Source organism: Mesorhizobium sp. M7A.F.Ca.CA.001.04.2.1 (genome assembly GCF_003998485.1).
GTDB lineage: Bacteria > Pseudomonadota > Alphaproteobacteria > Rhizobiales > Rhizobiaceae > Mesorhizobium > Mesorhizobium ciceri.
Window position 1 is genome coordinate 1 of record NZ_RZQT01000155.1, and the last position, 12,842, is coordinate 12,842.

Here is a 12,842-nt window from a genome sequence, read left to right on the forward strand (position 1 = left end):
TGCCCAGACTTCGCCCGATCAGACTTCTCCCGACCTGGCTTCCCCCTCGGCCTCGCCGGTAAAAGAGATCTCGGTCGGGATAAAACAGGCGCCGCCTTTTGCGTTCAAGCTGCAGGACGGCAGCTGGTCGGGATTGAGCATCGACCTCTGGCAGAAAATAGCCGGGCGGCTCAACCTGCGCTTCCACTATGTCGAAGTGCCTGCCGTGCAGGACCAGATCGATGGCGTCGTCAGCGGCAGATTCGATGCGGCGATGGCCGCGATCACGGTCACGGCCGACCGCGAAAAGGCCGTCGACTTCACGCAGCCCTTCTTCACGACCGGGCTCGGCATCGCGACGCCGCTCAACAACCAGCCGTCATGGCGGCCGGTGCTGCATGCCCTGACGTCGTTCGGCTTCCTGCAGGCGGTGCTGGCGCTGGTCATCATATCGGTGGTGGTCGGCGTCCTGATCTGGATGTTCGAACGCCGGCACAATGACGATTTCGGCGGCGGCGTCGCCAAGGGACTGTTTTCCAGCATGTGGTGGTCGACCATCGCCGCGACGCAGGCCAGCACCGGTGATTTCGGCCCGCGAACCGTGCCGGGGCGCGTGCTGGCCGCGCTCTGGATGATGGGATCGATCATCGCGATCGCGGTGTTCACCGCGGGTGTCACATCGGTGCTGACGGTGACGCAGATGGAAGGCATGGTGCAGGGCGAAAGCGATCTCGCCGCGGTCAGGGTCGGCGCGGTGCAGAGCTCGTCGACGGCGTCCTATCTGGATTCGACCCAGATCCGTCATCAGGACTTTGCCTCGATCCAGCAAGGCCTCAACGCGCTTCGCGCCGGCAAGATCGACGCGCTGGTGCACGACAAGCCGCTGCTTGGCTGGCTGGTCGGGCAGAATTACGCGACAAGCCTGCAGGTTCTCGATGCGGCGTTCGACCAGCAGCAATATGCCATTGCGCTGCCGCTCGGCAGCCCGTTGCGCAAGTCTCTCGATGTCGCCCTCCTGCAGACCATCGAAAGCGATTGGTGGAAGCAGGCCGTCTCCCAGTATCTGGGCGAGAAGTAGCCGGCAGCAATTTCAGCGGTGCTATGCGCTGGAAGAACCGCCGTCGCTATCCGAGAGTGGCGGCCTGTCTTTCAGGGATGGATGGTTGCTGTCACTGGTCCAGGTCGACCGGTGTCACGCCAAGAAGTTTCAGGGCATTGGCATAGGTCCGGATGCCTTGCGCCTGCTTGCGCTCGGCACAGAACCGGTTCGCCTTGTCCTGGAGTGCCGTTGCCTCGGCGATCTGGCTCGCACTGGCACCGGGTTTGGCTTTGGTCTGGATGGCTCCGTCGAGTTGAAGACCGAGCCGGCTGCAATATTCGCTCCGGGTGACCGCCGCATCCGACTGTGCGACCGCAAGCACGGCGAGCGAAATGCCTGTCAGGGCACCCATCCATCCGGTCGAACGTCGTTGCATGTTTCGGGACCATTTCTTCGCGTTGTGCCGCAGGCCGCGTGACCGCCGCGAGGGTGGTTATGACAGGAGATGTTTTCGCGAGTTTTTCCCGGATGTTGAATCTTGTTTCTGGAGTGTGTCTCGCGGTGAAGCTGCCAATCTCCCCCACGAGGGGGGAGATCGGCGGTGTGCGGCGCTTGCGCCTCTTCCTTTGCGGCTATCCTTCGCGTAAGGCGCCGGGCAAATCGTTTCACGCAAGCAAAATTCCCCGGACACCGCATGATCAGACTTGAAAGCATCAGCAAGCAGAATGGCCGTCAGCTTGTCTTCATCGAAGCGTCGGCGTCCCTGCAGAAGGGCGAGAAGGTCGGCCTCGTCGGGCCGAACGGCGCCGGCAAGACGACGCTGTTTCGCATGATCACCGGCCAGGAGCAGCCAGACGAAGGCCAGGTGCAGGTCGATCGCGGCGTCACCATCGGCTATTTCAGCCAGGATGTCGGCGACATGGAAGGCCACAGCGCTGTCGCCGAAGTGATGAACGGCGCCGGGCCGGTCAGCGAAGTCGCGGCCGAGATGGCAGCGCTCGAGGCGGCCATGGCCGATCCCGAGCAGGCCGACCAGATGGACGAGATCATCGAAAAATACGGCGAGGCGCAGCACCGCTTCGAGGAACTCGACGGTTATGCGCTGGATGGCCGCGCCCGCGAAGTGCTGGACGGTCTCGGCTTTTCGCAGGAGATGATGGACGGCGATGTCGGAAAGCTGTCCGGCGGCTGGAAGATGCGCGTGGCGCTGGCCCGCATCCTGTTGATGCGGCCCGACGCCATGTTGCTCGACGAGCCGTCGAACCATCTCGACCTGGAGAGCCTGATCTGGCTGGAATCTTTCCTGAAGAACTATGACGGCGCGCTGCTGATGACCTCGCACGACCGCGAGTTCATGAACCGCATCGTCAACAAGGTGGTCGAGATCGACGCCGGTTCGCTGACCGCCTATTCCGGAAACTACGAATTCTACCAGCAGCAGCGGGCGATCGCCGATAAGCAGCAGCAGGCTCAGTTCGAGCGCCAGCAGGCGATGCTGGCCAAGGAGATCGCCTTCATCGAGCGCTTCAAGGCGCGTGCCTCGCATGCCGCGCAGGTGCAGAGCCGGGTGAAGAAGCTGGACAAGATCGACCGCGTCGAGCCGCCGAAGCGCCGCCAGACCGTGTCCTTCGATTTCCTGCCGGCGCCGCGCTGCGGCGAGGATGTCGTGACGCTGAAGAACGTCCACAAGGGCTATGGCAGCCGCAGCATCTATGAGGGGCTCGATTTCCAGGTCCGCCGCCGCGAGCGCTGGTGCATCATGGGCGTCAACGGCGCCGGCAAATCGACGCTTCTGAAGCTGGTCGCCGGCGCTTCCGAGCCCGACACCGGCACGGTCGCGCGGGGCCCAAGTGTCAAGATGGGATATTTCGCCCAGCACGCCATGGAGGTGCTGGAAGGCGAGCGCACTGTGTTCCAGACACTGGAAGACGCGTTCCCCCAGGCCGGCCAGGCGCCGCTCAGGGCACTCGCCGGCTGCTTCGGTTTTTCCGGCGACGAGATCGAGAAGAAATGCCGTGTGCTGTCAGGCGGCGAGAAGGCGCGGCTGGTGATGGCGCTGATGCTGTTCGACCCGCCCAACCTTTTGGTGCTGGACGAGCCGACCAACCATCTCGACATCGCCACCAAGGAGATGCTGATCACGGCGCTGTCGCAGTACGAGGGCACCATGCTGTTCGTCTCGCACGACCGGCATTTTCTGGCGGCGCTTTCCAACCGCGTGCTGGAACTGACGCCCGAAGGCATCCACACCTATGGCGGCGGCTATACGGAATATGTCGAGCGCACCGGGCAGGAAGCGCCGGGCCTGAGGAGCTAGCCCTTACCGCAGCGAGATGCTCATGCCACTGAGGTCGGCGTTGACCTGCAGGCCGACCTGCCTGCCCGTCAATTCGAGCTGGGCGCCCTTGTCATTGGTCATGACGATCACCTGAGCCCCTTTGCCAAGCGCGCCGCCACCGCCCGCCGCACCATAGACCCCGGTCACATCCCGCGCACGTTTGATGTGGCGCACGGTACCTCGGAAATAGGTCTTGGAGACGCCGAAGGCGAGACCGCCCGAGACGCCGCCGACCGAGATGGGATAGCGGCGGCCATGGAAGGTCAGCGTTCCTTCGCCTCCGGAGCCACCGACGAAGAAGGCCGCCTTGTAGACGGCGAAGCGGATGGTGCCGCTGTCGGCATGCGCGGCGCTGGCAAAGCCGATGCTTGCGGTGGCGATGGCGGCAACCGCGATGGAACGAAATCCGGATGAAATCTTCATGGTGAGAACTCCTCAATGTCGCCGCTTTGCCGGCCGGGATGTCAGCGTGGGATCAAAGCTACAACTGAACAGTCTCGCCCGTGGTTTGGTTCCAGGCCCCGTGATTTGGTTCCAGGCATCGTTCGAATCCGGCTGCGGGAAGGCCGGGGAGAGGGCGGAGGGTGGGGAGGGCACCTGACCGCAGCTATCGTCTTGTGGGATGAACAGGTCTATGCAGGCCTTCACAAGGCTTAGGAGAGGCTTCGGATGAGAAACGCAATCTGCCTCGCATTGACTGCGGCAGTGGCTGGGTGCGCGACCTCCCCGGTCGACTATGAGGCGTCGCTTTCGCAGCAGGACCAGAAATGGGCCTCCCCGGCATGCCAGCAGGCCCGCAGGGCGGCTTCGGATTACGAGGCTCGCGAGAAAGAGCATCCGGGATGGGGTTTCGGCGTCCTGCTTGGTCCATACTCGATGGGGCTCGTAGCAGCCATCAAGGAGCATGAGCAGAAGCAACGAAAGCTGTTCGCCCGCGAAGTGCACCTGCAATGCTCAAGCCTGCCGCTGCCGAAGGAACTGCAGGGCGATTTGAACCCTGCCGTACCGCCGACCAAGTATCCATAGACTGCCGCGCCTTCCGGGCGGAAGGCGCCGGGGTGGCCGCCGTCATTGGCGGCACCTCGATCTTCGGGGGCCGCGGTGTCTACACCGGCACCATCCTCGGCGCCCTGATCCTGACCGTGCTGACGACGCTCTTGACCATCCTGCAGATGCCGGAGGGGGCAAGGCGACGGCTTATTTGAGGGTTGTGGAGGGAGAGATAGGGGCGGGTTGAGGTGAATGGCTGCGTTTGGGCCGAATTCAGACAGGCAGCTTTTTGGCGCAAGGATGCGAACTACTGCCGTTCAACCAATGATAAAGGCTCAGATCGAATTTTGGTGCTTCTTCAAAATTTGCACCTATTGAGGATGCGCCACGGCCAGCCCGCGAGGACCGATCCGCTCTCAAAAAGCGTGTACAGGTTGACAACACCTTGGCCGCTGCAACATCCTGCCGGTTTTTAGACTGGGAGGTAGCATGACTATTTCGATCAACCGCCGCACCTTTTCCATAGGCGCGGGCGCTCTGGCTTTGGCTGCGGCCGGATTTTCGCCGGCACGCGCGCAGCAGGCGTTTTTCCGCATCGGCACGGGCGGAACGTCCGGCACCTACTATCCGGTGGGCGGCCTGATCGCCAACGCCATCTCGGCAACCGGGGCGGCCGGCGTCGAAGGCTTGGTCGCCACCGCCACGTCCTCCAACGGTTCGGTGGCCAACATCAGCGCCATCCAGTCGGGCGCGTCCGAATCGGGCTTCACGCAATCCGACGTCGCCTACTGGGCGCATTCGGGCACCGGCCTCTATGAGGGCAAGCCCAAGGTTGACGACCTGCGCCTCATCGCGACGCTTTATCCCGAGACGATCCATTTGGTCGCGCGTGCCGACGCCGGCATTAAGTCGGTGGCGGATCTCAAGGGCAAACGCGTCTCTCTTGACGAGCCGGGCTCCGGCACCATCGTCGATGCGCGACTTGTGCTTGGCGCTTACGGTCTGGCTGAAAAGGACGTGCAGCCCGAATATCTCAAGCCTGGCCCGGCCGGAGAGCGGCTGCAGGATGGCGCCATGGACGCTTATTTCTTCGTCGGTGGTTATCCGACCGGCGCAATCGTTGAGCTTGCCACCACCAACAACATCACGCTGGTGCCGATCACCGGCCCCGAGGCCGACAAGCTGCTGTCCGAGCAGAAGTTCTTCTCCACCGATACCGTGCCGGAAGGCACCTACAAAAATGTCGGCGAAACCAAGACCATTTCCGTCGCCGCTCAATGGGTGACCAGCGCCAAGCAGACCGACGACCTCGTCTACAAGATCGTCAAGTCGCTTTACAGCGACGAAACCCAAAAGGCCCTGCAGGCAGGCCACGCCAAGGGCAAGCTGATCACGCTCCAGAACGCGGTTACCAGCGCTGGCATTCCGTTTCATCCCGGCGCAGAGAAATTCTACAAGGAAGTCGGCACCCTGAAATAAGAGGCATTTGGACCGGCTGACAACAACGAGGCGGAAGGGATGCTTTCCGCCTCTTTTGTCTGGAAATTCAGGACACGGAACCGGCCATGAGCGATGACGACAAGATCAAGCTTTCCGCAATGGAGTTCGATGAGGAGAGCGCTCGCGAACTGGAGGAGAAATTCGACTCCGAAATCCGCTTCCGGCCACTGACCCGTGTCGCGGGCTGGCTGGTCGGCTTCCTCCTGGTGGCGCTGTCACTGTTTCACTACTACACCGCCGGTTTCGGCCTACTGCAGGAAATGCTGCACCGGGGCATCCACCTGTCGATGGTGCTGGCGCTGATCTTCCTCGTCTTCCCGCTGGTGAAGAAAAGCTACGACCAGCCCGCGCGGTCCAGCCTCCTGCGGCCGCTCGGCATACCCCTTTTCGACTGGCTGCTGGCGATCGCTGCGGTCGTCGTCGTCATGCACGTGCCTATGATCCCGCTCGACGACCTTGCCTTCCGCGTCGGCAATCCCACGGCGCTCGACGTGGTGTTCGGCCTTATCCTCATCCTGCTTCTGCTGGAGGCGACGCGCCGCTCCGTCGGCATCCCGCTGCCCATCATCGCCGTCGTCTTCATGGCCTACGCGCTGTTGGGGCGGTACATGCCGAGCATTCTGGTGCACCCCGGCGCGTCCGTCTCCCAGCTTGTCGATCACCTTTATCTGACGACGCAGGGCATCTACGGCATCGCGCTCGGCGTCGTCGCCACCTACGTCTTCCACTTCGTGCTGTTCGGCGTCTTCGCCACCCGCATTGGCCTCGGCCAGCTCTTCCTCGACTGCGCGGCGTGGGTCGCCGGCCGCTACGCCGGCGGTCCCGCCAAGGTGTCGATCTTCGGCTCGGCGCTGTTCGGCATGATTTCCGGCTCGTCGGTCGCCAACACCGTTACCGTCGGCTCGCTGACCATCCCGGCGATGATCAAGCTCGGCTACAAGAAACATTTCGCCGCAGCGGTGGAAGCGGCGTCCTCGACCGGCGGCCAGGTGACGCCGCCGATCATGGGCGCAGCGGCCTTCCTGATGATCGAATTTCTCGAACTGCCCTACACGACCATCATCCTTGCCGCCATCGTGCCCGCCTTCATGCACTTCTTTGGCGTGTTCATGCAGGTGCATTTCGAGGCCAAGCGAACCGGCCTCAGGGGGCTCAGGCCGGACGAGATGCCCGATGTCGTCGAGGCGCTGAAGCGGGACTGGCCGACGATCATCCCGCTCGTCGTTCTCATCGGCGTGCTGCTCTCGGGCTACACGCCCTACATGGCCGCCTTCTGGGGCATCACCTTGTGTATTCTCGTCGGCTTGCTCAATCCGCGCCGGCGCATGTCGGTCGCCGACATCGTGACGTGTCTGCGCGACGGCGCCAAATATGCGCTCGCAGTCGGAGCCGCTGCCGCAACCGTCGGCATCGTCGTGGGCGTCGTCACCCTGACCGGAGTGGGCTTCAAGCTGTCCTACATCGTCACATCGACGGCCGGACACCTTTCCCTTCTCTTCGGCACCTTCATCCCCGAGGCGATCTTCTCGGCCCAGGGCCTGACCCTATTGTTCACCTTGATCATGACTGGCGTCGTCTGCATCCTGATGGGCTGCGGCATCCCGACGACCGCGAACTACATCATTATGGTGACGATCGCGGCGCCGGCGCTTGTCATGCTCGGCACCGAGCCGATCGTCGCTCACTTCTTCGTGTTCTATTACGGACTGCTGGCGGACATCACGCCACCGGTGGCGCTGGCGGCGTACGCCGCCGCTGGCATGGCGGGGGCGGACCCGTTCAAGACCGGCAACACCGCCTTCCGGCTTGGGATGGGTAAGGCACTGGTTCCTTTCGTGTTCGTCTTCTCACCGTCCCTGCTGCTGGTGACGAAGGATTTCACCTGGCCGAACTTCTTCCTCGCCTTTTTCGGCTGCGTGCTGGGCATCACCTGCCTGGGCGCCGCGCTATCGCGCTATCTTCTGGTGCGCACACGCCCATGGGAAAACGTGCTGCTCGTGTTCGCCGCCCTGCTTCTGGTGGCACCCGAACTCTATTCCTCGCTACTCGGCGTGGCGCTTTTGGTCCCGGTCCTGCTGCGCCATTGGAACGCACGCCACACTGAAGAGGCGCAACCAGTCTGATCAGCGCCGCACCAACGCAATCCTTCCCGGGGTTTCGACGTCGCGCATATGCGGTGGGCGGACGGAAAGATGAGAGGGCCGACCATCGAGTCCATGACATTCCGCTGCGGGTTCTCGGCGCCGAGCGAGCTTCAGCCTAGTCGCGAAGATGTCCGCTCGTGAGAAGAGGCGATGAGCCGTGGCGATGACCGGCATGGGGCGCAAATCAGACCCTCCTCCCGGTCGAATCCAACAGCGGCTTTTGGCCTTCTTAGAATTACGGTGACAGTGCACCTTTTACCCTGCCATGTGTCCGCCTATCCCCCCGCCAATCGCGGCAGCAGAAAAATCTCCGCCCCCTCCGGCAGCTTCTTCGACCACGTATCCCGATAGATCGTCCCGTCGATCGCAACGGCTATGCCTTTGTCGATCAAGGGCTCGAGGCCGGGATACTGTTCAGCCAGCTTCCTGAACAGCTCCCTTATGTCCTTGGCCTCGATCTCGACCTTGCTGTTGCCTCCGGCGGTCGCGGCGAGCGAGCCCCAGAGCGTTACTTCGACCATTCCCGTTCCGCCTCGATCGCGGCAAGGATGCGCGGCGGCGACATCGGGATGTGCGTCATGCGCACGCCCGCGGCGTTCGACACCGCATTGGCGATCGCCGCCAGCGGCGGCACGATCGACGTCTCGCCGACGCCGCGCACCCCGTAAGGGTGGTTAGGGTTGGGGATCTCGAGGATCTGGGTGTCGATCATCGGCAGGTCCGAGCAGACCGGGATGCGGTAATCGAGGAAGCCGGCGTTCTGCAGCCGCCCGTCCTTGCCGTAGATATACTCCTCGTTGAGCGCCCAGCCGATGCCTTGCGCGGCGCCCCCCTGGTACTGTCCCTCGACATAGGTCGGGTGCACCGCCTTGCCGGCGTCCTGCACGACCGTGTAGCGGATGACCCTGGCGGCCCCGGTATCGGGATCGACCTCGATATCGCAGATATGGGTGGCGAAGGAGACGCCGGCGCCATCGGCGACGAGCTCGCTGTGGCCGGCGATCGGCCCGCCGGTCTTGCCCGACTCGACCGCGATCTCCTTCAGCGACAGCTTGCCGAGATTGCCGTGCTTCTCGCCCTTGGCGATCGCGTGGCCCTTCTCCCAGACCACGTCGTCGACGGCAATGTCCCACATCTGCGCGGCGCGCTCGCGCAGGATCTTGATCGCGTTGCGAGCGGCCGAGATCGTTGCCATGGAAGAGGAGAAGGTGCCGCGGCTGCCGTCCGTCATGTCGTTGTAGCCGAGGCTGGACGTGTCGGCGACGATCGCCTTGACCTGAGAATAGTCGATGCCCAGTTCCTCCGCCGCCACCAGCGACAGCGACGCGCGCGAACCACCGACGTCGACTGTGCCGACGGCAAGCGAGACCGAGCCGTCCATGCCGATGTTGAGGTCGGTGCAGGTCTGGCCGCCGAAGTTGAACCAGAAGCCGCAAGCCATGCCGCGGCCCTGGTTCTTGCCCAGCGGCGCCTTCATGTGCGGATGGCTCTTCACCGCCTCGAGCGTCGGGCCGATGCCGATCGGGCCGTAGACCGGACCGTAGGAGGACCGTGTGCCTTCCTGCGCGGCGTTCCTGATCCGGAAGTCGACCGGATCCATGCCGATCTTCTTGGCCAGCTCGTCGACAGCGCTTTCCACCGCGAACGCCGCCATCGGCGCCGAGGGCGCGCGATAGGCCGCGGTCTTCGGCCGGTTGACCAGCACTTCGTAGCCGACCGTCTTGACGTTATCGAGCTTGTAGCAGGCGAACGCGGTCATGGCGCCGATCTCGGCCCAGGAGCCGGCATACGGGCCGCAGCTGTAGCGCAGCGTCGCTTCGGCGGCGGTGATCGTGCCGTCCTTGCGGGCGCCGATCTTGACGTCGATCGAGGTGGCGCTGGTCGGGCCCGAGGCGCGGAACACCTCGTCGCGGGTCATCACCAGCTTCACCGGCCGTCCTGCCTTGCGCGACAGCGCCAGCGCCACCGGCTCGGCCCAGACATGGGTCTTGCCGCCAAAACCGCCGCCGATCTCCGAGGAGGTGACGCGCAGTTTCGAGGCTTCCATGCCAAGCAACTGGGCGCAGTGCTGGCGGTAGACGAAATGGCCCTGCGTGCACACCCAAAGGTCGGCGGTGCCGTCGGAACTGAAATTCGCCACGCAGGCATGCGGCTCGATATAGCCCTGGTGCGTCTGCTCGGTCTTGAAGGAGCGCTCGACAATGAAGTCGGCCTGCCCGAAACCCTGATGGACATCGCCATGGCCAAACTGGCTGCGCTTGGTGACGTTGGAGGGTTTTACCGGTTTTTCCTCAAGGCCCTCGGTGAAGATGGCATCATTGATCAAGGGCGCCGTGTGCTTCGCCGCCTCGTCGACATCGGTGACGTGCGGCAAAAGCTCGTACTCGACCTCGATGAGCTTCAGCGCCTGCCTGGCGGTGCGGGCGTCGATAGCGGCGACCGCGGCCACCGCGTGGCCGTCATAGAGCGCTTTCGTGCGCGCCATGCAATTGTCGAGGACGTCGTACATGGCGGCATCGCCATCGGTGAGGTCGGGCAGGTCGGCCGCGGTGATCACCGCCTTGACGCCGGCGAGCTTTTCCGCTTTCGACGTGTCGATCTTGACGATCCTGGCGTGGGCGTGCGGGCTTCTCAGAACGCGCCCGACCAGCTGGCCGGCCATGTTGAAGTCGGCGCCGTAGCGCGCGCGGCCCGTCACCTTGTCGATGCCGTCGGGACGGATCGGACGTGTGCCGACGGAGGCGAATTTACGTCCGGAAAAACGTGGATCGAAATTCATCTCAGGCTCCCTTCATCACGATGGCCGCATCCTGGACGGCGCGCACGATCTTGTCGTAGCCGGTGCAGCGGCAGAGGTTCCCGGCAAGGCCGAAGCGGATTTCCTCCTCGGTCGGGTCGGGGTTCTTGGCCAGGAGGTCCTTGGCCGCGATCAGGAAGCCCGGCGTGCAGATGCCGCATTGCAATGCGGCGTGCTCGAGGAATTTCTGCTGCAGCGGGTGCAGCGTATCGCCATGCGCCATGCCCTCGATGGTCTCGACGCGACGGCCTTCAGCCTCGGCGCCGAGCACCAGGCATGAGCACACCAACCGGTCGTCGAGGATAATGCTGCAGGCGCCGCAGTCGCCGGTGCCGCAGCCTTCCTTGGCGCCCGTCAGCCCCAGCCGATCGCGCAGGACGTCTAGCAGCGTCTCGTCGGGCTGGCACAGATACTCGACAGCATCGCCGTTGATTGTCGTTGAAACTGCAATTCCAGCCATCATTTGCCTCCTGCACGTGCATAGGCTGATGTGGCGGCCCGCTGGGCCAGCACACCCGCAACTTTTCGTCTGAATTCGATAGTGCCGCGCTTGTCGTCGATGGGACGGCAGGCGCCCGCACAGACCTTGGCGAGCCGTTCCAGCGTCGCCTCGTCCAGCCTGGAGCCGACGAGCACCTCCGCGGCCTCTTCAACCAGAAGCACCGTCGCCGCCACGGCGCCCAGCGCCACGCGGGCCGATTTGACGACACCGTGCTCGTCGAGCGTCAGGTTCACCCCGGCGCTGACCACCGCGATGTCCATCTCGGTGCGTGGAATGAAACGCAGATAGGCATCGCCAGACCGCGGCTCGCGCTTGTCGAGCAGGATCGCCTCGATGATCTCGCCTTTGGCCAGCGACGTCTTGCCCGGCGCGGTCGGCACGCTCTGTACGGGGATCGTGCGCCTGCCCGCCGGCCCGACGACCACTGCCCTGGCGCCGGCGGCAACCAGCGCCGGCACGCTGTCGGCAGCCGGCGAGGCGTTGCAGAGATTGCCCACGATGGTGCAGCGGCCCTGCACCTGCTTGGAGCCGATCAGCTTGGCCGCCTCGACGACACCAGGCCATGCCTTCTTGAGGGCGGTGTTCTCCCCCAGGACGGCGCAAGGGACCGCGGCGCCGATGCTGAAGCCTTCAGCCGTCTCCCGGATCTCGCTCAAGCCATCGATCGCCTTGATGTCGACGATCAACTCTGGTTCGGCAAAGCCGCCCTTCATCCTGACCAGGAGGTCGCTGCCTCCCGCGAGGATGGCGGCCGTACCAGCCGACCCGGCCAACTGGCCAACGGCATCTTCTATTGAAAGCGGACGTATGTAGCGCATCGTCTCCCCTTGGTCATCGCGATTTCAGCGACCGTTATAAACAGTCTCCTCATAATGGCTATCCGGTTCGTCATCTGCGGCGATTAGGCCAGGCGCCGCAATATCCAGTCCAACAGGCCGAAAGTGGCGCACTGAATGGCAGCAGCCGGCTTTGGAATGATTTTCGTGAAACTTCGGTCTGGATCAAGTGCGCTCATTCGCTTTTGTCCGCTTGTGGACCGGAACGGCCCTTAAGCCGGCAGAGCCGCTGCTTGGCCGCCCCGAGTGAAGCTCCCTGTGTTCGGCGGCCGCCCGAAACGCCTGCGGCGGCTGGCCAAGGGTACGCAGGAAGGCGCGCCGCATTCGTCCGGGATCGCCAAAACCGGCGGTTTCGGCGATGCGCTCAAGCGGGAGATGGCTGGTCTCGATCGCCGTGCGGGCCGTCTCGAGGCGCATGCGCTCTACCGCCTTTGCCGGCGTGACGCCGGTCTCGGACGTGAAGGCGCGGGCGAAGTTGCGGGGACTCATGGCCGCGTGATCGGCCAGGCATTCGACGGTCAGCGGTTCGGCCAGGTTTGCCCGCACCCACTCGATCAGCGCGGCGAAGCGGCCGGTTCGCCCGCCCAGCTCGACGAAGGCCGAGAATTGCGACTGGCCGCCCGGCCGGCGCTGGTGCATGACGATCTGCTGTGCGGTGCGGCGCGCCACTTCAGCGCCAAGGTCATCTTCGACGAGGGCAAGCGCCAGGTCTATTCC

13 protein-coding genes are annotated in these 12,842 nt (G+C 63.9%); 6 read left to right on the forward strand and 7 right to left on the reverse strand.

Translation table 11 applies throughout. The features are described 5' to 3' along the window. A partial coding sequence (locus tag EN955_RS30130; protein ID WP_348631227.1) for a transporter substrate-binding domain-containing protein occupies positions 1–1,057 on the forward strand: 1,057 nt, incomplete at its 5' end. Between the two features lie 91 nt (positions 1,058–1,148). Here EN955_RS30130 and EN955_RS30135 read toward each other — a convergent pair. Next, positions 1,149–1,454 (reverse strand): hypothetical protein, encoded by a 306-nt coding sequence (locus EN955_RS30135; RefSeq protein ID WP_024501716.1) that lies wholly within the window; start codon positions 1,452–1,454, stop codon positions 1,149–1,151. A 258-nt stretch (positions 1,455–1,712) separates the two neighbouring features. Between EN955_RS30135 and EN955_RS30140 the strand changes: the two genes are divergently transcribed. Then, positions 1,713–3,335 (forward strand): ABC-F family ATP-binding cassette domain-containing protein, encoded by a 1,623-nt coding sequence (locus EN955_RS30140; protein ID WP_013530640.1) that lies wholly within the window; start codon positions 1,713–1,715, stop codon positions 3,333–3,335. A gap of 3 nt (positions 3,336–3,338) precedes the next feature. Here the strand turns inward: EN955_RS30140 and EN955_RS30145 are convergent, their stop codons facing one another. Then, the gene (locus EN955_RS30145; RefSeq protein ID WP_024501715.1) at positions 3,339–3,779 is read right to left on the reverse strand and encodes a hypothetical protein; all 441 of its coding nucleotides are present in this window, start codon (positions 3,777–3,779) and stop codon (positions 3,339–3,341) included. Positions 3,780–4,025: 246 nt separating this feature from the next. Between EN955_RS30145 and EN955_RS30150 the strand changes: the two genes are divergently transcribed. From EN955_RS30150 to EN955_RS30165, 4 genes are all read left to right on the forward strand, one after another. Further along, positions 4,026–4,382 (forward strand): hypothetical protein, encoded by a 357-nt coding sequence (locus tag EN955_RS30150; protein ID WP_024501714.1) that lies wholly within the window; start codon positions 4,026–4,028, stop codon positions 4,380–4,382. 32 nt (positions 4,383–4,414) lie between these two features. Continuing rightward, on the forward strand, positions 4,415–4,561 hold the full coding sequence (locus EN955_RS30155) for a hypothetical protein (RefSeq protein ID WP_263499075.1): 147 nt from the start codon (positions 4,415–4,417) through the stop codon (positions 4,559–4,561). A gap of 274 nt (positions 4,562–4,835) precedes the next feature. After that, the gene (locus EN955_RS30160; RefSeq protein ID WP_024501713.1) at positions 4,836–5,825 is read left to right on the forward strand and encodes a TAXI family TRAP transporter solute-binding subunit; all 990 of its coding nucleotides are present in this window, start codon (positions 4,836–4,838) and stop codon (positions 5,823–5,825) included. Between the two features lie 86 nt (positions 5,826–5,911). After that, positions 5,912–7,969, forward strand: a complete 2,058-nt coding sequence (locus EN955_RS30165) for a TRAP transporter permease (RefSeq protein ID WP_024501712.1) — start codon at positions 5,912–5,914, stop codon at positions 7,967–7,969. Between the two features lie 296 nt (positions 7,970–8,265). Here EN955_RS30165 and EN955_RS30170 read toward each other — a convergent pair whose 3' ends face one another. The 5 genes from EN955_RS30170 to EN955_RS30190 all read right to left on the reverse strand — a co-directional run. Continuing rightward, positions 8,266–8,511 carry a MoaD/ThiS family protein gene (locus EN955_RS30170; RefSeq protein WP_024501711.1) on the reverse strand — a complete coding sequence of 82 codons (246 nt, stop codon included), beginning with the start codon at positions 8,509–8,511 and terminating at the stop codon, positions 8,266–8,268. After that, complete coding sequence (locus EN955_RS30175) at positions 8,499–10,769, reverse strand: xanthine dehydrogenase family protein molybdopterin-binding subunit (RefSeq protein WP_024501710.1); 2,271 nt, start codon at positions 10,767–10,769, stop codon at positions 8,499–8,501. Before EN955_RS30175 ends, EN955_RS30170 begins: the two co-directional genes overlap by 13 nt. A 1-nt stretch (position 10,770) precedes the next feature. Then, positions 10,771–11,247, reverse strand: coding sequence for a (2Fe-2S)-binding protein (locus tag EN955_RS30180; protein ID WP_013530647.1), 477 nt, complete (start codon positions 11,245–11,247; stop codon positions 10,771–10,773). Then, positions 11,247–12,107, reverse strand: a complete 861-nt coding sequence (locus EN955_RS30185) for a xanthine dehydrogenase family protein subunit M (RefSeq protein WP_024501709.1) — start codon at positions 12,105–12,107, stop codon at positions 11,247–11,249. The genes EN955_RS30180 and EN955_RS30185 overlap by 1 nt, the downstream gene beginning before the upstream one ends. A 183-nt stretch (positions 12,108–12,290) precedes the next feature. Continuing rightward, positions 12,291–12,842, reverse strand: a 552-nt coding sequence (locus EN955_RS30190; RefSeq protein WP_127223506.1) for a helix-turn-helix domain-containing protein, incomplete at its 5' end; no start/stop codon positions are given.

Excerpts from the sequence above, each read along its gene's own strand:
- EN955_RS30175 (WP_024501710.1), bottom strand. The coding sequence starts at position 10,769 with ATGAATTTCGATCCACGTTTTTCCGGACGTAAATTCGCCTCCGTCGGC.
- EN955_RS30170 (WP_024501711.1), bottom strand. The coding sequence starts at position 8,511 with ATGGTCGAAGTAACGCTCTGGGGCTCGCTCGCCGCGACCGCCGGAGGC.
- EN955_RS30185 (WP_024501709.1), bottom strand. The coding sequence starts at position 12,107 with ATGCGCTACATACGTCCGCTTTCAATAGAAGATGCCGTTGGCCAGTTG.
- EN955_RS30140 (WP_013530640.1), top strand. The coding sequence starts at position 1,713 with ATGATCAGACTTGAAAGCATCAGCAAGCAGAATGGCCGTCAGCTTGTC.
- EN955_RS30150 (WP_024501714.1), top strand. The coding sequence starts at position 4,026 with ATGAGAAACGCAATCTGCCTCGCATTGACTGCGGCAGTGGCTGGGTGC.
- EN955_RS30145 (WP_024501715.1), bottom strand. The coding sequence starts at position 3,779 with ATGAAGATTTCATCCGGATTTCGTTCCATCGCGGTTGCCGCCATCGCC.
- EN955_RS30160 (WP_024501713.1), top strand. The coding sequence starts at position 4,836 with ATGACTATTTCGATCAACCGCCGCACCTTTTCCATAGGCGCGGGCGCT.
- EN955_RS30165 (WP_024501712.1), top strand. The coding sequence starts at position 5,912 with ATGAGCGATGACGACAAGATCAAGCTTTCCGCAATGGAGTTCGATGAG.
- EN955_RS30180 (WP_013530647.1), bottom strand. The coding sequence starts at position 11,247 with ATGGCTGGAATTGCAGTTTCAACGACAATCAACGGCGATGCTGTCGAG.
- EN955_RS30135 (WP_024501716.1), bottom strand. The coding sequence starts at position 1,454 with ATGCAACGACGTTCGACCGGATGGATGGGTGCCCTGACAGGCATTTCG.